The organism is Pseudomonas sp. FH4 (assembly GCF_000510915.2).
Taxonomy (GTDB): Bacteria; Pseudomonadota; Gammaproteobacteria; order Pseudomonadales; family Pseudomonadaceae; genus Aquipseudomonas; species Aquipseudomonas brenneri.
In genome coordinates, this window is the sequence record NZ_AOHN01000019.1 from 108,239 (window position 1) to 129,764 (window position 21,526).

The 21,526-nt window shown below is 59.2% G+C and carries 17 protein-coding genes and 1 pseudogene; 8 read left to right on the top strand and 10 right to left on the bottom strand.

The features are described 5' to 3' along the window. The first annotated feature begins 139 nt into the window (after window positions 1–139). Both H097_RS13900 and map read left to right on the top strand, forming a co-directional pair. Window positions 140–340 carry a ParD-like family protein gene (locus tag H097_RS13900; RefSeq protein ID WP_032860404.1) on the top strand — a complete coding sequence of 67 codons (201 nt, stop codon included), beginning with the start codon at window positions 140–142 and terminating at the stop codon, window positions 338–340. Next, on the top strand, window positions 340–1,095 hold the full coding sequence (gene map, locus H097_RS13905; protein WP_032860405.1) for a type I methionyl aminopeptidase: 756 nt from the start codon (window positions 340–342) through the stop codon (window positions 1,093–1,095). The genes H097_RS13900 and map overlap by 1 nt, the downstream gene beginning before the upstream one ends. A gap of 26 nt (window positions 1,096–1,121) precedes the next feature. On the opposite strand, the gene H097_RS13910 is transcribed toward map, so the two are convergent. Then, window positions 1,122–2,063: a magnesium transporter CorA family protein gene (locus H097_RS13910; RefSeq protein WP_032860406.1), complete on the bottom strand. Its 942-nt coding sequence runs from the start codon at window positions 2,061–2,063 to the stop codon at window positions 1,122–1,124. Next, on the bottom strand, window positions 2,057–3,643 hold the full coding sequence (locus tag H097_RS13915) for a RimK family protein (protein ID WP_032860407.1): 1,587 nt from the start codon (window positions 3,641–3,643) through the stop codon (window positions 2,057–2,059). Before H097_RS13915 ends, H097_RS13910 begins: the two co-directional genes overlap by 7 nt. Before the next feature lie 92 nt (window positions 3,644–3,735). On the opposite strand from H097_RS13915, the gene H097_RS13920 reads away from it, so the two are divergent. After that, the gene (locus H097_RS13920; RefSeq protein ID WP_032860408.1) at window positions 3,736–4,827 is read left to right on the top strand and encodes a GNAT family N-acetyltransferase/peptidase C39 family protein; all 1,092 of its coding nucleotides are present in this window, start codon (window positions 3,736–3,738) and stop codon (window positions 4,825–4,827) included. Here the strand turns inward: H097_RS13920 and sfnG are convergent. Beyond that, entirely contained in the window at window positions 4,816–5,928 is a 1,113-nt protein-coding gene (sfnG, locus tag H097_RS13925) for a dimethylsulfone monooxygenase SfnG (protein ID WP_032860410.1), read from the bottom strand. The genes H097_RS13920 and sfnG overlap by 12 nt on opposite strands. A gap of 242 nt (window positions 5,929–6,170) precedes the next feature. Between sfnG and H097_RS13930 the strand changes: the two genes are divergently transcribed. After that, the gene (locus H097_RS13930; protein WP_032860412.1) at window positions 6,171–6,950 is read left to right on the top strand and encodes a TSUP family transporter; all 780 of its coding nucleotides are present in this window, start codon (window positions 6,171–6,173) and stop codon (window positions 6,948–6,950) included. Here H097_RS13930 and nudC read toward each other — a convergent pair. The 4 genes from nudC to H097_RS13950 all read right to left on the bottom strand — a co-directional run bounded on the left by nudC (window position 6,918) and on the right by H097_RS13950 (window position 10,849). Continuing rightward, complete coding sequence (nudC, locus tag H097_RS13935) at window positions 6,918–7,751, bottom strand: NAD(+) diphosphatase (RefSeq protein ID WP_032860414.1); 834 nt, start codon at window positions 7,749–7,751, stop codon at window positions 6,918–6,920. The two genes, H097_RS13930 and nudC, sit on opposite strands and share 33 nt — an antisense overlap. Before the next feature lie 6 nt (window positions 7,752–7,757). Further along, entirely contained in the window at window positions 7,758–8,570 is an 813-nt protein-coding gene (locus tag H097_RS13940; RefSeq protein WP_032860416.1) for a crotonase/enoyl-CoA hydratase family protein, read from the bottom strand. Between the two features lie 277 nt (window positions 8,571–8,847). Continuing rightward, complete coding sequence (locus H097_RS13945; RefSeq protein ID WP_032860417.1) at window positions 8,848–10,143, bottom strand: ATP-binding protein; 1,296 nt, start codon at window positions 10,141–10,143, stop codon at window positions 8,848–8,850. Between the two features lie 4 nt (window positions 10,144–10,147). Continuing rightward, window positions 10,148–10,849: a response regulator transcription factor gene (locus H097_RS13950; RefSeq protein ID WP_032860419.1), complete on the bottom strand. Its 702-nt coding sequence runs from the start codon at window positions 10,847–10,849 to the stop codon at window positions 10,148–10,150. A 238-nt stretch (window positions 10,850–11,087) separates the two neighbouring features. Here H097_RS13950 and H097_RS13955 point away from each other — a divergent pair, with 238 nt between their 5' ends. Together H097_RS13955 and H097_RS13960 are read left to right on the top strand one after the other, a co-directional pair. Then, window positions 11,088–12,245: an efflux RND transporter periplasmic adaptor subunit gene (locus H097_RS13955; RefSeq protein WP_032860421.1), complete on the top strand. Its 1,158-nt coding sequence runs from the start codon at window positions 11,088–11,090 to the stop codon at window positions 12,243–12,245. 18 nt (window positions 12,246–12,263) lie between these two features. Beyond that, the gene (locus H097_RS13960; RefSeq protein ID WP_032860423.1) at window positions 12,264–15,356 is read left to right on the top strand and encodes an efflux RND transporter permease subunit; all 3,093 of its coding nucleotides are present in this window, start codon (window positions 12,264–12,266) and stop codon (window positions 15,354–15,356) included. An 11-nt stretch (window positions 15,357–15,367) separates the two neighbouring features. Here H097_RS13960 and H097_RS28740 read toward each other — a convergent pair. Continuing rightward, window positions 15,368–15,472: pseudogene (locus H097_RS28740) on the bottom strand (outer membrane lipoprotein carrier protein LolA); the annotation flags it as partial. Between the two features lie 39 nt (window positions 15,473–15,511). On the opposite strand from H097_RS28740, the gene H097_RS13965 reads away from it, so the two are divergent. Beyond that, window positions 15,512–16,153: a DUF1345 domain-containing protein gene (locus tag H097_RS13965; protein ID WP_032860709.1), complete on the top strand. Its 642-nt coding sequence runs from the start codon at window positions 15,512–15,514 to the stop codon at window positions 16,151–16,153. A gap of 248 nt (window positions 16,154–16,401) precedes the next feature. Further along, window positions 16,402–16,863 carry a hypothetical protein gene (locus H097_RS13970; protein WP_032860425.1) on the top strand — a complete coding sequence of 154 codons (462 nt, stop codon included), beginning with the start codon at window positions 16,402–16,404 and terminating at the stop codon, window positions 16,861–16,863. Between the two features lie 65 nt (window positions 16,864–16,928). On the opposite strand, the gene H097_RS13975 is transcribed toward H097_RS13970, so the two are convergent. Beyond that, window positions 16,929–19,193, bottom strand: a complete 2,265-nt coding sequence (locus tag H097_RS13975) for an autotransporter outer membrane beta-barrel domain-containing protein (RefSeq protein WP_032860426.1) — start codon at window positions 19,191–19,193, stop codon at window positions 16,929–16,931. Window positions 19,194–19,446: 253 nt separating this feature from the next. After that, the gene (locus H097_RS13980; RefSeq protein WP_032860428.1) at window positions 19,447–21,450 is read right to left on the bottom strand and encodes a hypothetical protein; all 2,004 of its coding nucleotides are present in this window, start codon (window positions 21,448–21,450) and stop codon (window positions 19,447–19,449) included. Window positions 21,451–21,526 lie beyond the last annotated feature (76 nt).

Genomic DNA, 21,526 nt, shown 5'->3' on the forward strand with positions numbered 1-21,526 from the left:
AATGCTTGGCTGGGAACGATAGGTTTGAAAGGTCATGAAGCAAAACTAACTGGCGGCCTGTGGCAAGTCAACTGTCGGGGTTTACGAGCGATATACGAAACGTATACGCTTTGTATATCAATCCCGCACAGTGAAGCTCATGGGCATCGTCAAGATTACCGACCAACTGCATGAACAAATCCGTCTCGCCAGCGCCGCCATGGACCGTTCCATCAACGCCCAGGCCGAGTTCTGGATCAAGATCGGCCTGCTGGCCGAGCTAAATCCGCACCTGGCCTACAACGATCTGATCAACAAACTATTGCTCGACAAGCCCGATCTGATCCGGGGGCGCACCTGATGATCAAGACTGCCCCACAGCTCGCCGTGATGCGCGAAGCGGGCCGCCTGCTGGGCCAAGTATTCAGCATGCTCGACAGCCGGGTCTGCGCCGGCCAGTCAACCCTGGAACTGGACGCCGCCGTCGAAGCGTTTATCCGCCACGACCTGCAGGCGCGCCCCGCCAGCCTTGGGCAATATGGCTACCCCTTCTGCATCAACACGTCCATCAACGAAGTGGTGTGCCACGGCATGCCGGATGCCAAGGCCGTGTTGAAGGACGGCGATATCGTCAATATTGACATCACCCTGGAGAAAGGCGGGTTTATCGCCGACTCCAGCAAGATGTACATGATCGGCGCGGTCGCCCCCAAGGCCCGGCGCCTGGTCGAGATGACGTTCGAGGCCATGTGGGCCGGTATCCGCCAGGTCAAGCCCGGCGCACGGTTGGGCGATATTGGCCATGCAATCCAGAGCCACGCGCAAGCCAACGGCTACAGCGTAGTACGCGAGTACTGCGGCCACGGAATTGGCCGCGAAATGCACGAAGAACCGCAGATCCTCCACTTCGGCCGGCCGGGCACCGGCTTGACCCTGCGCGAAGGCATGGTGTTCACCATCGAGCCGATGCTGAACCAGGGCAGCGCCAAGGTACGCAGCCTCAAGGATGGCTGGACCGTGGTCACCCGCGATAACAGCCTGTCGGCGCAATGGGAGCACACGGTGGCTGTCACCGCTGATGGCTTTGAAGTGCTGACACTGCAGGAGGGTGCCTAGGCACCCAAGTGGGAAGCGGGCTTCAATCACCCCGCTTTCCCACCGCCCCTGGCAATCCGCCTGAGCCCCAGCACCATCCCCACTGCACCCAGCGCCATCGCCAGCAGAAACAATGGATACGCCACCCACCACGGCGTCCCTGCCGTCATCATGCTGAACTCGGACATCCCTCCAATACTGGCGATCAGGTTCAACGGCAGGAACACTACGTTGATCAGCGTCAGCTTGCGCAGCAGGTTATTCATGCTGTTGTTCATCAGGTTGCCCCGGGCATCAATCAACCCGGAGAACACATTGGAGTAGATCTCCGCCTGCTTGTAGCACTGGTTATTCTCGATGATCAGGTCGTCGATCAAACCCAGAGTCTGCGAACTGAAATGTTCCTTCTCGCCGTGGTTGCGCAAGCGCGTCAAGACGGCGCCGTTGCTGTGCAGCGCATTGATGTAATAGATCAGGCTCTCGCTGAGGCTGAACATCTGCATCAGGTGGCGATTACTCATCGAGGCGTTGAACTGCTGCTGCAATTCCCGGGCGACTAGCTTGATCACCTTGAGATGGCCCAGATAGTGATGGATGTTGTTGAGCAGCAGATCCAGCAGCACATCCAGCGGTGTATGCAGTGGCCGGCGCGCACCCAGGTCGGATAGTTGGCTGTCATCGGTGGCAATCACCAGCAGGCGGTCCGGTGAAAACAGCAAGCCACAGGATGACACTTCAAACACTAGGTTACTGCCCCCGGAATAGTTTTGCGGGCGCTTCCAGATCAGGAACAGGTTGTCGGGATGGAATTCAATACGCGACACCTCGTCAGGGTCCAGCGCCGACGCCAGCGCGTGCTCATCGACTTTATAGCGCTCGCGCAGCAATTCACGTTCATCGCTATCGGGGTTGCTGAACAGCAGGATCTCGGCACTTTCGCGCTCGGTGCGGCGCAATGCGCCCTCGCTGAGTTCAAGGCAGATCACCAGACCTGACCCTGGCGTTTGAGCTCCAGGCGTCGCACGAACTCCTCCAGCACCAGGGAATACAGGTCGTCCTGCAAATAGGCGTCTTCAATCCCGGCATCCATATTCGGGTTGTCGTTGACCTCAATCACCACCACCTTGTCACCAGACTGCTTTAAATCCACGCCGTACAACCCGTCGCCGATCAGGTTTGCGGTCTTGACCGCCAGTTCCACCACCGCCTTCGGTGCCTCGTGAACCGCCAGGGTGCGACACTCACCGTTGATATCCTGGCCGATGGCCTTGTGGTTATAGATCTGCCAATGGCCCTTGGACATGAAGTATTGACAGGCAAAGATCGGCTTGCGGTTGAGCACACCAATGCGCCAGTCGTACTCGGTATAGAAAAACTCCTGGGCCAGCAGCAACACCGAATGTTCGAACAGCTCCGCCGTGGCGGCCAGCAGCGCCTCCTGGCTTTCGACCTTGATCACCCCACGGGAAAAACAACCGTCGGGGATTTTCAGCACCAGGGGAAAGCCCAGGCGTTCGCCAACCCGCTCGAAATCTTCCGGTCGTTCCTTGTAGAGGATTTCGGTGGCGGGCATGCCCAATTGATGGCTCTTGAGCAGGTCCGTGAGGTAGACCTTATTCGTACAGCGCAGGATCGAAGCAGGATCATCCATCACCACCAACCCTTCACTCTCGGCTTTCTTGGCGAAACGATAAGTGTGGTTATCGACGCTGGTGGTTTCGCGGATCAACAAGGCGTCGTACTCGGCCAGCCGTGCGTAGTCCTTGCGTTCGATCAACTCGACATCGATCCCCAGCCCCTTGCCCACCCGTACGAAATTATCCAGGGCCTTGGCATTGGACGGTGGCAACTGTTCCTGGGGATCATGCAGGATCGCCAGGTCATAACGGGCCAGACGCCGCGAACGCGGCTGGCGCCAGATCCTGCGGCTGAAGTTGTCCAGCGCGTGGGCAAATTGGTCTTCTTGATCATCACGCAACTTATGTAATGCCCCGGATTTAATGCCTTCGATGTGCCAGCCATTACTCTTGCGAAACTCAACTAACAGGATCGGACTTGGAAAGACTTCAAACAACTGACGGGCCAAATCCTGCAAAGGCTCAATATTGGTTCGACCAAAATAAAGAGTCAGGGTAAAACCTTCAGTATTGCTGTAGAGGTGATGACTCAATGCTTTGTCGAGGGTTTTATCCAGGTCATCCAGGGCCAGGCCATACAGGGATTTTTTCGTCAGTTCGCTGATGGTACGCACTGACGGAATTACCTTGTGCCCCCGCGCCTCCGCAAGCAGCGAGCAGTAGTAGCCATGGCCCAGGTACTTGTAGCTGCGGCACAGGTTGATCACCTGCACCCGCTTGCCAGCCTCGTTTTCCCTGGGGTGTTCGAGGTATTCCTGGGCGGTGACAATATCTTCGCTGGGAAAATAGGAAGCCCAGTCTTCCCTGCGTTCAACAATAATCACGACCTGACTTGTACTCTTGGGCGGTGTAGAAAAATATCCGCTGGAAGTTATTGTAGTCGCGACAGTTTGCTCGGATACTTCTCGCCAATGACTTTGTACCGCTGACATATTGATTGATCCGCTAGAGAACTTGACCTTTTCTATTAAGCACGATCTTTCAGAGAAGTCTCGTTTAGTTACGCAACTTTTACGGCGGTTACATGACTCTTTCCTTTCGCGTTGCAACGCTCGATGATTTGCCAGAATTGGTGGCATTGGAACAGCACTGCTTCACCACAGATCGACTGTCCCCTCGCAGTTTCCAGTGGATGATCAGCCGTGCTCACGCACAACTGCTGGTGGCCGAGAAAAGCGGGCATTTGCTCGGTTATGCCCTGGTGCTGTTCCATCGCGGCACCTCGTTGGCGCGCCTGTATTCCCTGGCCATCGCTACGCCTGCCCGAGGCCTGGGCTTGGGCAAGCAACTGCTGGCACGCATCGAAGCCTGCGCCGTGGCGCACGACTGTGCTTACCTGCGCCTTGAGGTGCGCACCGATAACCCTGGCGCCATCGCCCTGTATGAGCGCAGTGGGTACCGGCGGTTTGCCCTGATCAACGACTATTACGCCGACCATACCGACGCCCTGCGCCTGGAAAAACGTATCCTCCAGCATACTGACGGCCGGGCCTTGAGTGTCCCCTATTACCAGCAGACCACCGACTTCACCTGCGGCGCCGCCTGCCTGCTGATGGCCATGGGTGCCCTGACGCCAGGGCGTGAGGCCCAGCGCCGTGAAGAGCTGCAGATCTGGCGCGAGGCGACCACCGTCTTCATGACTGCCGGCCACGGTGGTTGCAGCCCACAGGGCCTGGCCCTGGCCGCCTGGCGCCGAGGGTTTCGCGTGCGCATGCAGGTCAACGTGTATGGGCCGCTGTTTCTCGACGGGGTGCGTGACCCGCATAAAAAGGAGGTCATACGCCTGGTGCATGAGGGATTCGAGGAAGAATTGGCGGGCAGTGATGTGCAGCAAATACACGGCGGTGCATTGGACCTGACACAGGTCTTGGACGACGGCGGCCAGCCGCTGGTGCTGATCAGCAGCTACCGACTGACACGTTCCAAGTCACCGCACTGGGTGATTGTGACTGACTGTGATCAGGAGTTTGTCTACCTGCATGATCCTGACGTGGACCATAGCCAGCACCGCCAGCCCATGGACTGCCAGCATTTGCCGGTCAGCCACGGGGAATTCGAACGGATGTGCCGCTTTGGCAACAACCAGCTACGCGCGGCGGTGGTGCTATACCGGTAACGCGACCGCCCTGGCGCTGCCGGTCGCAGCGGCCTTGGCTTCCAGCTCGCGCACCAGGGGCAATACGCGCTGACCAAAATATTCCACCTCCTCCTGGAAATGCAGGAAGCCCGCCAGCACCAGGTCCACCCCCACCGCCTTGAGCGCAACGATGCGCTCGGCGATCTGCCGGGGCGTGCCGATCAGGTTGGTCTTGAAACCGTCGTTGTACTGCACCAGGTCGGCAAAGCTGGACTTGGCCCAATTGCCCTCTCCTTCCGGCGAAGCCCTGCCCGCCTGCTTGGCCGCATCACCAAAGGCATTCACCGCTTGCGGGTCGGCCTTGTCGATGATCTCGGCCAGTACCGCCTGGGCCTCTTCCTCGGTGTCGCGGGCGATCACGAAGGCGTTGACCCCGACTTTTACCGAATGATTATTGGCGGTGGCCTTGGCACGGATGTCATCCACCTGAGCCTTGATACCTTCTGGCGTATTACCGTTAGTGAAATACCAATCCGACACCCGCGCCGCCATATCCCGCGCCGCACGGGAGCTGCCGCCCTGGAAAATCTCCGGGTGCGGCTGTCCCAGGGGCTTGGGCTTGAGGCTGTAATTGTTGAACCGGTAGAAATCGCCCTTGAAGGTGAACTCGTCCTGGGTCCAGATACCTTTCAACGCGCGGATGAATTCTTCGGAGCGCCGATAACGCTCGTCATGCTCCAGCCAGTGCTCGCCAATGGCCTGGAACTCGCCCTTGAACCAGCCGCTGACGATATTCACCGCCACCCGGCCATTGGTCAGTTGATCAATGGTCGCCAGTTGCTTGGCCGCCAGCGCCGGCTGCCAGGGACCTGGCAGGATCGCCGCGATCACCTTGAGCTTGGTGGTAGCCGCCAGTAACGCGTGGCTGAAGGCCACGGATTCATGCTGGTACTCGGCGCCGTAACCAGCGGTGAAGCGGATTTGCGTCAAGGCGTATTCAAACCCCGCCGCCTCGGCCAACTGGGCCAGCTTGCGGTTGTAGTCGATGCCCCAGTCGGTGCGTTGTTCGACCTTGCTGACCACCAGGCCACCACTGACATTGGGCACCCAATAGGCAAATTTCACGGCTTGCTGAGTCATTGTTCGGTACCTCGCACACAGGGGATGTGCAGGTTGTGGAGCAGCAAGCGTGCCAGTGTGCGCAAAGCCCCATGCTAGGGGCGCGCGGCTGTTGCGGACCTGGGCAGGGCAATGTTGCCCAGGTGGGTGAATTGTTGAATCACTGTTGCTGCTGCAACAGTCGCCGTAACAATCGGTTATAGGTAAGCTATCGGACTTTCGCGCAGCCCCGTTCTGCGCCTCGCCGAAAATAAGTCGCCTCCATGCCTTTTGAACTCAGCGTTGACCTCACCACCCTGGCCATTCTGGCTGTGGTTGCCTTTGTTGCCGGTTTTATCGATGCCATTGCCGGCGGTGGCGGTTTGCTCACCACACCCGCCTTGCTCACTGCCGGCATGCCGCCCCATCTGGTATTGGGTACCAACAAACTGAGTTCGACCTTCGGCTCGGCCACCGCCAGTTTCACCTTCTACCGGCGCAAGCTGTTCCACCCGCGCCAGTGGGTGCATGCCATCGTCGGTACGCTGGTCGGCGCGCTGCTCGGTGCCATCGTCGCCCATTACCTGCCCGCCGAATGGTTGAACAAGATGCTGCCGGTGATTGTCTTCGCCTGTGGTATCTACCTGCTATTTGGTGGCACGCCCAAGGCGCCGCTGGACGCGGATGCGCCGATCAAGAAGAAATGGCAGTCGACCCAGGGTTTTGGCCTGGGCTTCTATGATGGCGTGGCAGGTCCCGGCACCGGCGCGTTCTGGACCGTCAGCACCTTGCTGATGTACCCCGTCGACCTGGTCAAGGCCAGCGGCGTGGCGCGCAGCATGAACTTCGTCAGCAACGCGGCGGCGCTGTCGGTGTTTATCTTCAATGGTTCGGTGGACTGGATTGTCGGCCTGAGCATGGGCCTGTCGGTGATGGTGGGTGCGTTCTTTGGCGCACGCAGTGCCATCAGCGGCGGCGCCAAATTCATTCGCCCGGTGTTTATCACCGTGGTCCTCGGCCTGACTGTGCGCCTAGCCTGGCAGCACTGGTTCAGCGTGGCCTAAGCGGCGCGCCACATACAGGTCGATCAGGTAGCGGGCAATCGAGCGCGACGCCGGCAATGGTGGCAACTGGTGGATGTTGAACCACTGCGCATCCTCGATCTCGTCGGCCTGGGGCACGATCTCGCCACCGGCATACTCGGCATGAAAGCCCAGCATCATTGAGTGCGGAAACGGCCAGCACTGGCTGCCCACGTACTGGATGTTCTGCACCTCGACCTGCACTTCCTCGCGCACTTCGCGGACCAGGCAGTCTTCGGCAGACTCCCCTGGCTCGGCAAACCCGGCCAGGGTGCTGTAGACCCCAGTGACGAAACGCGGTGAGCGTGCGAGCAGAATCTCATCACCACGGGTGATCAACACAATCATGCTGGGGGAAATACGCGGGTAGCTGCGCAGGTCGCACGCCTGGCAGAACATTGCGCGCTCCCGGGGTACCTGCACCATCGCCTGGCCGCAGCTGCCACAAAAACGGTGCTCGCGGGCCCAGGTGCCGATTTGCGCGGCATAGCCCAGGACTTTGTACAGGCGGTGGTCGCCTTGCAGCATAAAGGCCCGCAGGCCCTGCCAGCGGCAACCTTGCACATCGCCAGGGCTGTTCAACTCCAGCAGGTACACCGGCTCGCCATCCAGGTGACCGATGCCATGCTCGGCCAATACCGACAAGTCCTGGCGCTTGAGCCATTCCCTGGGAAACAGCGGCCCGTTGTCGTCCAGCAAAAAGCCTTCACGGCTGCGGGCCACGGCCCAGCCGCCGGGGGCGTCATTGTCCAGCAGCGTTGTGGTCATCCAGCCTGGGGTCATGTTCAGTCAATCCACGAATTCGGGTTTCTGCTTGCTCATATGGGCCGCGATGGCCACGCGCAGGTCGTTGGATTGCAACATAGCAGCGTTCCAGGTGGCAACGTATTCCAGGCCATCGTTGATGGTGTGGTCACGCATGTAGCTGATCATGGCCTTGGTACCGGTCACGGCAATCGGCGATTTGGCGGCAATTTGCGTTGCAAGCTCCATCACCCCGGCCAGCAGGCTTTCATGATCGGCAAAGGTGCGGTTGACCAGGCCGATACTGCGCGCTTCTTCTGCCCCAAAGGTACGGCCGGTGTAGGCCAGCTCGCGCAGCATGCCGTCGCCAATGATGCGTGGCAGACGCTGCAAGGTGCCAACGTCGGCGGCCATGCCGATGTCGATTTCCTTGATCGAGAATTGCGCGTCGTCAGCGGCATAACGCATGTCACAGGCGCTGATCAGGTCGATCGCGCCGCCAATGCAATAGCCCTGGATCGCCGCGAGGACCGGCTTGCGGCAGTTGTCCACGGCATTGAACGAGGCTTGCAGTTGCAGGATCTTGCGCCGCAGCAAGCGCGCATTACGGCCCACGTCCTTGCCAAACTCATTGGCTACCGAGGCCAGCATCATCAGGTCGATGCCCGAGGAAAAATGCTTGCCGGCGCCACTCAGGACCACGGCGCGTACCGCATCGGTGTCTTCGACCCATTGGAAAATCTCGATGATCTCGCTCCAGAACGCCGCGTTCATGGCGTTGATCTTTTCTGGGCGATTGATCTGCACATGGGCGACGTTGTCGTGGAGTTCGACGACAAAGGCTTGGTATTCGGACATGGCAGTGATCCTTGGCTGGCGACTGATAAAGGCCGAACTATAGCAAGGGAGCGTCAGGGGCGGTAAGGCTGTGCATGTGCCAAAAACAGGACTCTTAATGCCAGTCAGTTAAGCGGATTCTGCTTTCTGTAGGAGCGAGCTTGCTCGCGAAGAACTTGAGAGCGCCGCGTTTACCTAGCAAATACGCGTTATCGTTGACGTCCTTCGCGAGCAAGCTCGCTCCTACAAAAAAGCCTTAACTGACTGGCATTAACACAAGCCCCGCCCCACCGCAGGGTCAGGTGGGCAGCCACAGGCGCATGCGTGCACCGCCCAAGGGCGAGGCCTGGGCGGTGAGTGTGCCGCCTTGTGCTTCTACCGCCCTGCGGCTGATCGCCAGGCCCAGGCCGAAGCCGCCGGTGGCGCGGTCACGGCTGCGGTCCAGGCGGTAGAACGGTTCGAAAATCCGTGCGCGCTGTTCCTCGGGGATGCCAATGCCATCGTCATCCACCCAGATCTCGCAGCCCTTGGCGCACACCTTGACGCCAATCTGGATCCGCCTTTCGCAGTAGCGCATGGCATTGCGCAGCAGGTTTTGCAGGGCGCGGGCGGTAAGGCGCGGGTCGAGGGCAAAACGCTCGACGGCGCAGTCGAGCACCACATCAATCACGATCTCGGGGTTTTCCAGTTCGTCGTCGATGCTGCCCAAGATACTGTCGATGAATTCATCCAGCACCACGTCCACCCGCTCGGGCAGTTGCGCCGGGTTTTGCAGGCGGCTGTAGGACAACAGCTCCAGCACCAGCTCATCCAGCTCGCGGATGTGCGCCACCAGGCCTTGCAGGCGTTCGCGGCTGGCCGCCGGCTGGTCTTCGGACAGCGCCAGGGCCAGGCCGAAGTCCAGGCGCGTCAGCGGGGTGCGCAGTTCGTGGGAAACCGCGTTGAGCAAGTCGCGCTGCTGGTTGAGCAGGTGCTCGATGTCGTTGGCCATGGTGTCGAACACCGCTGCCAGGCTGCCGATGTTGGAGCTGGGGGGAATGTGCGTGCGCTCTTCCAGATGCCCCCGGCCCAGTTGCGCCGCTGTCGCCTTGAGGCGCTCCAGATCACGCCAGTGCGGTCGCAGCCATATCAACAACCCGCCCAGCAACGCCGCGCCGATCAGCACGTTCATGGTCCAGTACAGCAGGTTCATGTCCAGCGGGTCGGGCGGGATGGTCAGCTTGACCGCTAATTGCCCATTGAGCGGCGAGCTGATTTCTTCCATCCAGCCCCACTCCCCCAGGCGAATCACCGGCTTGCCCTGCTCCAGCAATTGCTCTTCGGCCGGTGTATAGCGGGCGTCCTGGCGATGCATCAATTGCACTTTCAAGGGGGCAAAGTCCCGGGCCAACTGGTCGGTGACCTCGGACCAGCGCTCCACCGGCCGGCTGTGGTACTGGCGCACGATCAGGCTCTGCAAACCCCGGGACTGCTCGATGCTGTAGTTCATGTAGCGAGTGTGAAAGACCTCGATGATGCCCATGGGGATCAGGTAGATCGCCGCGCTGTAAGTCACGATGGTCAGCAGGTAAAGACGGATCAGGACGCGGAACATGGTCTCAGCATTCCCACTCGGAACGGCTGAACAGGTAACCCTTGCCCCACACCGTCTTGATCTTGCGCGCTTCGCCGGCATGGTCGTCGAACTTGCGGCGCAGCTTGGAAATGGCCACATCCACCGAGCGGTCGGTGCCGTTGAACTCGATGCCGCGCAGGCGCTGCAGGATCTGGTCGCGGCTGAGCACTTCACCGGCATGCCGGGCCAGCACCACCAGCAGGTTGTATTCGCCGCTGGACAACTCCACCGCCTGGTCGCGCCAGGTTACCGAACGTTCCGACAGGTCGATGCACAGGTTGCCCATCAATATCTGGTCGTTAGCCGCCTGGGGTTCGCTGAGGCTGCTGCGGCGCAACAAGGTACGCACCCGCGCCAGCAGCACCCGTGGCTCGCAGGGCTTGGTCACGTAGTCATCGGCGCCCATTTCCAGGCCCAGTACCTGGTCGTGGCTGTCATCGCGGGCGGTGAGCATCAGGATCGGCAGGCCGGCCGAATCGGCGCGTAACAGGCGGCAGACTTGCAGGCCGTCGAGGCCGGGCAGCATCAGGTCGAGGATCACCAGGTCCGGCGGATTGAGCCTGGCCCGCTCGCGCACATGGTCGCCACGGCTGAGCACATTGACGTGATAGCCATTGCGCTCAAGGTAACTGGCAATCAGCTCGGACAGCGCGGCGTCGTCTTCGACCAGGAGGATGTTGGGCATGGTGCTTCCAATTAATACGGTTTTTTGTCGTACACAAATCCAATGTGGGAACGGGCTTGCTCCCACATTAAATCGTCATTGCTCACAAGAGCTTGTTAGGATCCACGGCGGTGAAGGATATACGCACGTGCCTCGGCGTGCGCCGTACCTTACATTTCTTCACACACCACCTACAGAGCTTCACAGCACAGTGACGGGGGCGCCCGTAGGATGCGCCAGTCAATATTGGGATAAAAGCATGTCAAAGAATCTGTTTGCGCCGTTTTGCCTTCTCGCACTGACATTGGCCCTGAGCGCGTGTGGCAACTCCGCAGGCGACGCCCCCGAAATGCCCCTGGCCAAGGTGCGCGTCGAAACCCTCGCAGCCAAGCCGCTGTCAATCAGCAGCGAGTTGAGCGGACGCATTGCCGCGCCGCGTATTGCCGAAGTGCGCGCACGGGTCGCAGGCGTGGTGTTGCAGCGGGTATTCAAGGAAGGCCACGACGTCAAACAGGGCGACGTGCTGTTCCGTATCGACCCGGCGCCGTTCAAGGCTGACCTCGACAGCGCCCAGGCGAGCCTGCGCAAGGCCGAAGCCAATGCCTTCCAGGCGCACCTGCAGGAGCAGCGCTACAGCCAGTTGGTGGAAGGCAATGCCATCAGCGCCCAGGACTACGACAACGCCCGCGCCGCTGCCCGGCAAACTGCCGCCGATGTTGCGGCCAATCAGGCGGCGGTACAACGCGCCAAGCTCAACCTCGGCTATGCCACGGTGACCGCGCCGATCTCCGGGCGCATCGGCCGTGCGCTGGTGACCGAAGGCGCCCTGGTGGGCCAGAACGAAGCCACGCCCATGGCCGTGATCCAGCAACTGGACCCGATTCACGCCGACCTCACCCAGTCCACCCGCGAACTCAATGACCTGCGCCGTGCTTTTCGCGCCGGGCACTTGAAGCAAGTAGGCCAGGACCAGGCCAAGGCCACGCTGATCCAGGATGATGGCAGCCTTTACCCATTGCCGGGCAAGCTGCTGTTTGCGGAAATTTCCGTCGACCCCGGCACCGGGCAAATCATCCTGCGCAGCGAGTTCCCCAACCCGGACCTCGACCTGTTGCCCGGCAGTTTTATCCGCGTGCGCCTGGAGCAGGCGGTCGATCAGCAAGGCCTGAGTGTGCCGCAACGCGCCATCACCCGTGACAGCGCCGGTATCCCGATGGTGTTGTTGGTGGACGCCGAGCAGAACGTCAGCCAGCAACCCGTGGAATTGGGCGCGGCGATCAATGATCGCTGGGTGGTCAACAGCGGCCTGAAGGCCGGTGACCGGATTATCGTCGAAGGCCTGCAGCATGCACGCCCCGGTGAAAAAGTCGACGTCGATGCCAGCTCCGAACCTGTCGCCCAGGCAGCCGGCCAGTAATCAAAGGGATCAGAGACAATGCCGCAGTTCTTTATTGACCGCCCGATCTTCGCCTGGGTGGTTGCCTTGTTTATCCTGCTGGCCGGTGCCCTCGCCATCCCGCAGTTGCCGGTGGCCCAGTACCCCAACGTCGCGCCGCCGCAAGTGGAAATCTATGCGGTGTACCCCGGTGCCTCGGCCCAGACCCTGGATGAAAGCGTGGTCAGCCTGATCGAGCAGGAGCTCAATGGTGTCGACCACCTGCTGTATTTCGAATCCCAGAGCAGCCTGGGCTCGGCGACCATTACCGCGACATTCCAGCCGGGCACCAACCCGGAAATGGCCCAGGTGGATGTGCAGAACCGACTCAAGGTCGTCGAGCCGCGCCTACCGCAAGCGGTGACCCAGCAGGGCTTGCAGGTGGAAAAAGTCTCCGCCGGCTTCCTGCTGCTGGTCACGCTGACATCCAACGACGGCAAGCTCGATGACGTGGCGCTCAGCGATTACCTGGCGCGCAACGTGATGAACGAGCTCAAGCGCCTGGACGGTGTGGGTAAAGCCCAGCTGTATGGCGCCGAGCGGGCGATGCGGATCTGGATCGACCCGCAGAAGCTGATCGGTTTCAACCTGACCCCGGCCGACGTCAATGCCGCGATCAGCGCGCAGAACGCTCAGGTCTCGGCCGGCAGCATTGGTGACTTGCCGGGCACCAACACCCAGGAAATCACCGCGTCGATCCTGGTCAAGGGCCAGCTCTCAACCCCGGCCGAATTTGCCGACATTGTGCTCAAGGCCAACCCGGACGGCTCCACTGTGCGCATTGGTGATGTGGCGCGCGTCGAGATCGGCAGCCAGGAATACCAGTTCTCCACACGCCTGAACGGCAAACCGTCCACCGCTATCGGCGTGCAACTTTCGCCAGGCGCCAACGCCCTGAACACCGCGACCCTGGTTCGGGCGAAAATGGATGAGCTGTCACGCTACTTCCCGGCCAATGTGGAATACAAAATTCCTTACGACACCTCGCCGTTCGTCAAGATCTCGATCACCAAGGTGGTCTACACCTTGCTGGAGGCCATGGCGCTGGTGTTTGCGGTGATGTTCCTGTTCCTGCAGAACGTGCGCTACACCTTGATTCCCACGCTGGTGGTGCCGATTGCATTGATGGGGACCTTTGCCACCATGCTGTTGCTGGGCTTCTCGATCAACGTGCTGACCATGTTCGGCATGGTGCTGGCCATCGGCATCCTGGTGGACGATGCGATTGTGGTGGTGGAGAACGTCGAGCGGATCATGGTCACCGAGGGCCTGTCGCCCAAGGAAGCCACGCGCAAGGCCATGGGCCAGATTACCGGGGCGATCATCGGCATTACCCTGGTGCTGGTGGCGGTGTTCCTGCCGATGGCCTTTATGGCGGGCTCGGTGGGGGTGATCTACCAGCAGTTCTCGCTGTCGATGGCCACCTCTATCCTGTTCTCGGCGTTTCTCGCCCTGTCCTTGACCCCGGCCCTGTGCGCTACGTTGCTCAAACCGATTGCCAAAGGTGAGCACCATGCCAAGGGCGGGTTCTTCGGCTGGTTCAACCGCCGCTTTGAACAACTGACCGATCGCTACGAAGGCTGGGTCGCCTATGCCCTCAAGCGCAGCGGCCGCTACCTGCTGATCTACCTGGTATTGCTGGTGGGCCTGGGCTTTTTGTTCAGCCGCCTGCCCGCCTCGTTCCTGCCGGTGGAAGACCAGGGTTACACCATCACCGATATCCAACTGCCACCGGGTGCGAGCAAGAACCGGACGGTACTGGTGGCCGAGCAGATCGAGGCGCATAACGCGACCGAGCCGGGCGTCGGTGATACGACGATGATCATGGGCTTCAGTTTCTCCGGCTCCGGGCAGAATGCGGCGCTGGCGTTTACCACGCTCAAGGATTGGTCGCAGCGCAGCAGCGACGACTCCGCCGCCTCGATTGCCGATCGTGCCAACATGGCGTTTACCGAGCTCAAGGATGCGATGGCCTATGCCGTGCTGCCGCCGCCGGTGGATGGCCTGGGCACCTCCAGTGGCTTTGAGTTCCGCTTGCAGGACCGGGGTGGCGTGGGCCATGCCGCGTTGATGGCGGCCCGCACCGAGTTGCTGGCGGCGGCGGAAAAAAGCCCGATCCTGGCCAACGTGCGTGAAAGCGCCCTGGCTGAAGCACCGCAGGTGCAGCTTGAGGTAGACCGCAAGCGTGCCAACGCCCTGGGCGTGTCGTTTGCCGATGTCGGCAATATCCTCTCCTCGGCCATTGGTTCGGCGTATATCAACGACTTCCCCAACCAGGGCCGCATGCAGCGCGTGGTGGTGCAAGCCGAAGGCGACCAACGCAGCCAGGTCGAAGACCTGATGAAGATCCATGTGCGCAACAACGCCGGGAAGATGGTGCCGTTGTCGGCCTTTGTCGAGGCTCGTTGGGTCCAGGGCCCGACGCAGTTGACCCGTTACAACGGCTACCCGGCCATCGCCATTTCCGGTGAAGCGACACCTGGGCATAGCACCGGCGAGGCGATGGAGGAGATCCAGCGGCTGGTGTCGCAACTGCCGGCGGGCCTGGGCCAGGAATGGACCGGGTTATCGTTGCAGGAGCGGTTGTCGGGCGCCCAGGCGCCACTGCTATTGATGCTGTCGCTGCTGGTGGTGTTCCTGTGCCTGGCCGCGCTGTATGAAAGCTGGTCGATCCCCACCTCAGTGTTGCTGGTCGTGCCGCTGGGGGTGTTGGGCGCGGTCATGGCAGTGTCACTGCGCGGCATGCCCAATGACGTGTTCTTCAAGGTCGGCTTGATCACGATTATCGGGCTATCGGCAAAAAACGCGATCCTGATCATCGAGTTTGCCAAAGACCTGTATGACCAGGGCGAAGACTTGGTCGAGGCCACGCTGAAAGCCGCACGCCTGCGCCTGCGACCGATCATCATGACGTCCCTGGCGTTTATCCTCGGCGTGGTGCCATTGGCGATTGCCACCGGTGCCAGTTCGGCGAGCCAGCAGGCGATTGGTACGGGTGTGATTGGCGGGATGATCACCGCGACATTGGCGGTGGTGTTTGTGCCGGTGTTCTTCGTGGTCGTCATGAAACTGGTGCGCAAACGCCACGATTGATAGCTCTACCCTGTAGGAGCCGGCTTGCCGGCGAAAAACCTGAGAACGCTGCGGGGCATCAGGATTCCCGCGTTAGCGTTGACGATTTTCGCCGGCAAGCCGGCTCCTACAGGAATAGGCTATGGTTGCTCACCAAACCTGCATTTGTGAGCACCATGTCCTACCTCGCCCGTACCCACCCTCGCCTATCCGCTGCCGCCGTCCTGGGACTGGCAATCGGCATTCTGGCGCCCTTCGACTCAATCCTCACCAAAGTCCTGATCGGCTGGAACGCCGGGGTCTGGACCTACCTGATACTGATGGTACGCCTGACCATCCGCGCCAAGGCCGAGGACGTCAAACGCATCGCCGAAGTCGAAGATGAAAACGCCGCCCTGGTGTTGTTCATGGTGTCTATTGCCGCAATTGCCAGCCTGGCAACCATCGCTTTTGGCCTTGCCGGCAGCAAGGACCTGGGCACCGCCGAGCGCCTGTTGCATTACGGCTTTACCGGGGTGACGGTGATGGGGTCGTGGTTGTTGATCGGGGTGATATTCAGCGTGCACTACGCCAGGCTTTATTACACCTGGGACGGCAAGGAGCCGGCGCTGCGCTTTGCCGAGGGGCTGCTGACGCCCAACTACTGGGACTTCCTGTATTTCTCTTTCACCATCGGCGTCGCCGTGCAGACCTCTGATGTGGGTGTGGCTACCCGAGCCATGCGCAAAGTGGTGCTGGGGCAGTCGTTGATCGGCTTTTTGTTCAATACGGCGATCCTGGGATTCTCGATCAATATTGCGGCGGGGCTTTTCGGATGAGGTTTGACGTCCTTAGTTCCAGACAGTATTAAAAATCGATTATTAGACTGTCATTCCTCACAGTAGAAAAAAGTTTGGAAAGGCGTCTAATAGCCTTCAAGTCAGGTTCCGAATCACTCAGAAGCCGATGCCTTCGTATACTGTCATTTTTGACAGTATACAGTCTGGACACACTGCTATTTCATGACTCGGACAGAGCCGTCGACAACTCTGCTACTCGCACAATCATCAGCGATGGAGAAGCGATCATGACCGCAAACGCACAACAGTTATCCCCCGAGCAACAAAAATTACTGCGCCCCAAAGCACTCAATGCAACAGGCACATTCAACGCACTTATCGATACGGTACAGGTCGACTTTCAGACCTTGACCCTGGTGCATGACCGCGAGCAGGCTATCTATCGCCTTATAGCTCGACACGCTGACAACTCAGTCACCGTCACGAAAATCACGATTGAACTACCCAACAACCTTCGCCCGGGACAGGTAATACAGCTGGACCAGTGGATGTCTAACAAAGTCAACGCCTGGTATGCAGTGAAGTCCCCGACAACTCATTACATAGTAAGGTGTTCCACAGGGACTCTGATCCTTGGTAGCTTGCAAGCAGGCGTCATCAAAATCAGCGGCACGCTGGATGGCACCACCGATAAAGATATCAACGGGAACACTCACACCCTGAAAGTCGAATTCGACCTGACCAGTTGATTGCTTATGCAGGAGCAAAAAAACGCCCGTATCTTTCGATACGGGCGCTAATGGGCTTCAGGTATTTACCAGGAGTAGCGAATCCCTAGGTTCGCACCCCAAGGCTGCTCGACCCTACCGCCGCTGCTGTGTTCAAGGTCCGCATGCAGTTGCAGGTTTTGCGACAGTTTCAGCGCCATACCCGCACCGAACTCAGCGCGCGAGCCAGACAGGTCGTTATTGAACACATTGTTGTTCACCTTGACCTTATTGTTGTTGGCAAACTCATGCACCATCGCCGCCCGCAAGTAGGGCTGGACTACGCTGCCACTGTCGAGCTGGATATCGCGCCCAACGGTCGCACCAGCCTTGGCCAGGATTGAACGGGTACGCTCGCCATCGGCGTGCAGGTCATTGTCCAGGTTGTAATTGGCGCCCTGGATCACCACGGTGGACAGCTGTGCATATGGCTCGACAAAGTAGCCGTCGTCCAGCTTGATGTTGCGACCGAACTCTGCCGACAGGCCGCCACCGGTATTGGTGTACTTGCCCTTGGCCTTGGTACCGTCACTCAAGCCGACTTTGGACTCGTTCTGGAAGCGGTTGAGCTTGGCCACTGCATCGAAATACAGGCCACTTTCCTCATCCAGCCACGTTGCATAAGCACCTACGTAGTAGCTCTTTACCGTGCCTGAAGTACCGCGTTTGAGATTGAGGTCAGAGGTACTGTGACCGGCCATCACACCCACCAGCCACTGGCTGTCGGCCAACGGCGTGTCGACACCCAGGGTGAAGCCCTGCTGGTTCTGGTTGTAGCCCACGCCGGTGCTCTCGGCCACCTTGTACTTGTTGCCATAACCGCGCATCCACACACCCGCCTGGCCAGGCTCGAAACGCAACTCGCCCATGCGCGTACGCAATGAAGTCGCCTCGCCGTACCACACAGTGGGTGCCGTATTGAACAGCGCCATCACCGAGCGGGTGGCTGGGCTGATTACACGGTTGTTCGGGTCGAGGAACCAATCGGTGCCGTCCTTTTTCAGGCCGTAGGAGTAGGCACCTACATCGACCACATCACCCTTCAGGGAGAACTGCGCGTCCCCTCCGCCAGTATGTACGACGCGAATCTCTTCGGGGTTGACCGGCTCCGCGCCGCTGGCAGCGAGCAACAGGCTGTGATTACCATTGGCTTCGCCCGTGATATTCAGGAAGTCCGTGATGCCATTGGCAAAGTCGGTGCCCATGACGAAGGTCCCGTTGCCGTCAAGGCTGTCCAGGTCCAGTTGATAGAACGCGTCGGCATGACCGAATATCACCGTACCGTCCGTCAGGTTCAAGGCGCCCACCTGGCTATCACCGGTCAGTTCCCAGTATGAGGCGTCACCAACGTTCAGGCTGGTGACATTCTGCAGTTGCCCCGTCAGCCCAGCGCTGTTTTCCAGGTTCAAATGTGCGGTGCTGCCGTGTTCTACAATCACGTCGCCTTTCAAGCGGCTATTGTCGACATTCATGCTCGCCTTGGCCCCCCCATTGACTTCCAGCAAGGTGCCATTGCCACCGGTCAGGGTCGAGCCGTTGCGCACGTCGACTTCAACTTCCATTTCTTCGCCTGGGTAACCTTCGACGACAATGGCCGAACCGCTGCGACCTTCGACGCTGGAGTTGTCCAGCACCAATTTGCCAGGGCTCTCACTGCCCAGGTCATTGGTGAACAGCACGCCATTTTTGTCGCCGATAATCCGGCTTTGGCTGGCTGTCGCGGTTGCACCATCGAGCAATACGCCATAGCTGCCGGCACCGGTACCTTCAACCAAGGTGTTCTGGTGGAACTGCAGTTCGCTGTTGCCATAGGCCATCGCACCGCCCATCACGCCGCGAATAGTGCTGTTGTACACCTGAGCAAGCCCGCCCTTTGGCGAATCGAAATTCTGAAACGCTTGCAGACCTACGGTGGTATTGCTGCTGATGCTGCTGCCTTTGATAACGGCCGTGCTGTCATCCAGACGCACTGCGCCGAACGTCGTGTTGTTCGATTCAACCGTGGCACCGTCAAGGCTGACGTTGGAGCCCTGGGTCGCGCGAATGTCATCGACCAGGCTGCCTGTATTGACACTCAGTGTCGAATCGTTGACCAGGATATTTCCTGTCCGCGCGCCGTTGACGGTCAGGTCGGACTTGTGATCGAGCTGCCAGTCATTTTTCAGCTCTCTGGCGTCAATGACTTTAGACTCGCCAATCAGGTGAGCCGCCTGGGCATGGGTTTGCACAGCTGCAAACATAAGAAACGTAATAGCCGGAAATTTCATCATCTTGCTCAAAGGCTTGAGCTCGAAGTTAGTAGGTGCTGACATGGTGGTTCACTCTCTGGGATAGAGCCTCTGAAAACGGCTTGGCTCGTTCCTCGGAATGAAGCCTTACCTGTACGGCGCAGAGAGTACGGAGTGAAGATACCGGCGACTGTAGGATAAATCTGAACGCAAATTGGTAATAATCAGTTAAGACGTGACGAAAACTGCACGTTGCAAACAAGAAAAAGGCGGTAATTACCAGACATACAAAAGGGAAGCCATGCTTCCCTTTTGTCATTTCAGGTTTTGATTGATCTCAAGGTGTTGGTACAAACGGCACTCGATCGCAGAAGGAGTCTGGGTTCGAGAATCCGGTGTACACCGCGGCCAATGCACCGCGTCCCGTCACCCCGCCCACCAAGGTCGTTGTGTAGCTGACCTCGCAAGGCCCAAACGGCACCTGGGCCAGGAATGGACGGTAAGTGACATCAACGGTGAAGCCATTTTGCACATCATCAAGCGTCAACGGCGGGGTTGTAATCGTCAGCACAAATGGTCCAGGTGGAAGACCGGGGAAATCGTTGCTGATCGTAACCGTTACCGTCACGGTATTGCCCACCAGCAACCTTGGGTCGCCCGGAATGCGAAGCTGCCCAAACAGAACCGGTGGAGATCCCGGCATGCGCGTAAGCAACGATTCGCAAGACCACTCGCCCAAGCCGTCAAGGCGCAAATACACTGCTGGATCCAGCATCACCGTTACCGCATCGATCACGTTGACCATGGTCACGCCCGAGGGGTTTTCGTTGGTGGTACCGGGACCAATGACCGAATACTCGACGGGCTGCAGGCCGTTGCCATGTCGGGCAACGACCTCCCAAGGGATGGTGAACGTTGCATTGGCTCCAGGCACTATCGTACTGAGGGGAAAAGGCCCGACGCGCTCTTTGGAAGCCCCCCAGAACAGGAAAAACTCATTCCCAATATGGGGCAGCGCAGCGATGGTCCAGAGGGGAATCACGATAGTGACAGGCCTGTTCGCGTCGCCAATGCGCAGAGTGTTCAATTCCATTGAATCTTCACCAAACACCTGTGCCAAATTCAACGCAGGGTTCACATCACCTGGCTCAAGGGTGCCCGGCAGAACAGGCCCTTCGACCGACAAGTCAAGCCGCACCGTTTTAACGGGAGAATTGAAGAGTATTCCGTTGCGATCGATCCGGTAGTCCACGGTTACCGTCTGCGGCCCCAGCAACGCCGTATAGGCCGCCTTGATTGCAGCCCTCATATTGTTGAAAACCACCGGGAAACCAGTAAGTTCTGTGGTTTGCGGACCATAAGGCTCGGCCTCCCACCGCACTTCGAACTTGTCCAGCCCGATGGCATGCTCTGGATAGGTTTCAATGTGGCCGTCGATTCCTTGAACAAAATCCTTGATGTCGAGCAAGTCATCCGTGCTACCGCCACCTGGAGCCGGGGCCAATGGCAGGAAGATCGGCAATGGCATGGGATCTTCCAGTAACGCAACCGTGCGAAATTCATTGAACGATGGGCGGCTGACATTACCCGCTCGGTCCGTAATGGTGTAGAAAAGGTAATACAACCCGCTCAAGATTATCTGCGTAGCAGGCAGGAAGAACGTACTTATCGCGGGTGGTGGCAGCATCGGCACCCCTGAACCACTCACCAGATACTCTGGGCGCGGGTCCATTACCGGGCTGAAGTAAACGTTAATCCTGTCCCCGGCTTCAAAACGCCCTGTCTGCGGGCCAAAGGTGTTGGCAGGAAAGCCGAACTCCAGGCCGCCCTGATTCACCAGAAACGCATTGTTGATAATTGTGCCCGGTGGCGCATTGATGAAACTTGCAACGGATGGCTGCTCGCGTGACGACGCTACGGCATAGGGCGCAATGGTATCGACCCGGAATGCGCAAGGGTTGGAGCTGTCAAAGGCAGCGCCTGGCACGTTACCGGCAGCATTTCGATACTGCGTATTCATGAGTTCATAGAAGCCATGTTGGAACTCGGGCGGTGGCGCAGGTATAAACCGGTTGATGATGGCCGGTACCGGGGTCTGGTTGATTTGAAAGGGCTCTACCAAGCGGGTCCAGGTCGGTGGGCTCACGGAGGTATCGCGAATCTCGATACTCATCCAGTCGGTTGGTCGGGAGATCCCCCCTGATCTGCATTCGAGCGTGATGCCTACAGGTGCAACGACCGCCGGGATCAGGCCTGTTGCATCATCCAGCGCCTCTGCAATCGTGGGAGCATCGATAATCAGAGGTGTTGGCGTAGTCGTGACGTTTGGGTTGCTACTCATTTCAGTCTCTCCTTAGTACTTAATGTAGGCGTCGCACAAACACTCATAAAGTGGCCAAGCCGCCATCGCCCAATTG

What these genes read in the sequence shown, in the direction of transcription:
- H097_RS13945 (WP_032860417.1), bottom strand. Translation starts at nt 10,143, where the DNA reads ATGTTCCGCGTCCTGATCCGTCTTTACCTGCTGACCATCGTGACTTAC.
- H097_RS13970 (WP_032860425.1), top strand. Translation starts at nt 16,402, where the DNA reads ATGACCGCAAACGCACAACAGTTATCCCCCGAGCAACAAAAATTACTG.
- sfnG (WP_032860410.1), bottom strand. Translation starts at nt 5,928, where the DNA reads ATGACTCAGCAAGCCGTGAAATTTGCCTATTGGGTGCCCAATGTCAGT.
- H097_RS13955 (WP_032860421.1), top strand. Translation starts at nt 11,088, where the DNA reads ATGTCAAAGAATCTGTTTGCGCCGTTTTGCCTTCTCGCACTGACATTG.
- H097_RS13920 (WP_032860408.1), top strand. Translation starts at nt 3,736, where the DNA reads ATGACTCTTTCCTTTCGCGTTGCAACGCTCGATGATTTGCCAGAATTG.
- H097_RS13915 (WP_032860407.1), bottom strand. Translation starts at nt 3,643, where the DNA reads ATGTCAGCGGTACAAAGTCATTGGCGAGAAGTATCCGAGCAAACTGTC.
- H097_RS13960 (WP_032860423.1), top strand. Translation starts at nt 12,264, where the DNA reads ATGCCGCAGTTCTTTATTGACCGCCCGATCTTCGCCTGGGTGGTTGCC.
- H097_RS13975 (WP_032860426.1), bottom strand. Translation starts at nt 19,193, where the DNA reads ATGTCAGCACCTACTAACTTCGAGCTCAAGCCTTTGAGCAAGATGATG.
- H097_RS13965 (WP_032860709.1), top strand. Translation starts at nt 15,512, where the DNA reads ATGTCCTACCTCGCCCGTACCCACCCTCGCCTATCCGCTGCCGCCGTC.
- H097_RS13980 (WP_032860428.1), bottom strand. Translation starts at nt 21,450, where the DNA reads ATGAGTAGCAACCCAAACGTCACGACTACGCCAACACCTCTGATTATC.
- map (WP_032860405.1), top strand. Translation starts at nt 340, where the DNA reads ATGATCAAGACTGCCCCACAGCTCGCCGTGATGCGCGAAGCGGGCCGC.
- H097_RS13900 (WP_032860404.1), top strand. Translation starts at nt 140, where the DNA reads ATGGGCATCGTCAAGATTACCGACCAACTGCATGAACAAATCCGTCTC.
- H097_RS13930 (WP_032860412.1), top strand. Translation starts at nt 6,171, where the DNA reads ATGCCTTTTGAACTCAGCGTTGACCTCACCACCCTGGCCATTCTGGCT.
- H097_RS13950 (WP_032860419.1), bottom strand. Translation starts at nt 10,849, where the DNA reads ATGCCCAACATCCTCCTGGTCGAAGACGACGCCGCGCTGTCCGAGCTG.
- H097_RS13940 (WP_032860416.1), bottom strand. Translation starts at nt 8,570, where the DNA reads ATGTCCGAATACCAAGCCTTTGTCGTCGAACTCCACGACAACGTCGCC.
- nudC (WP_032860414.1), bottom strand. Translation starts at nt 7,751, where the DNA reads ATGACCCCAGGCTGGATGACCACAACGCTGCTGGACAATGACGCCCCC.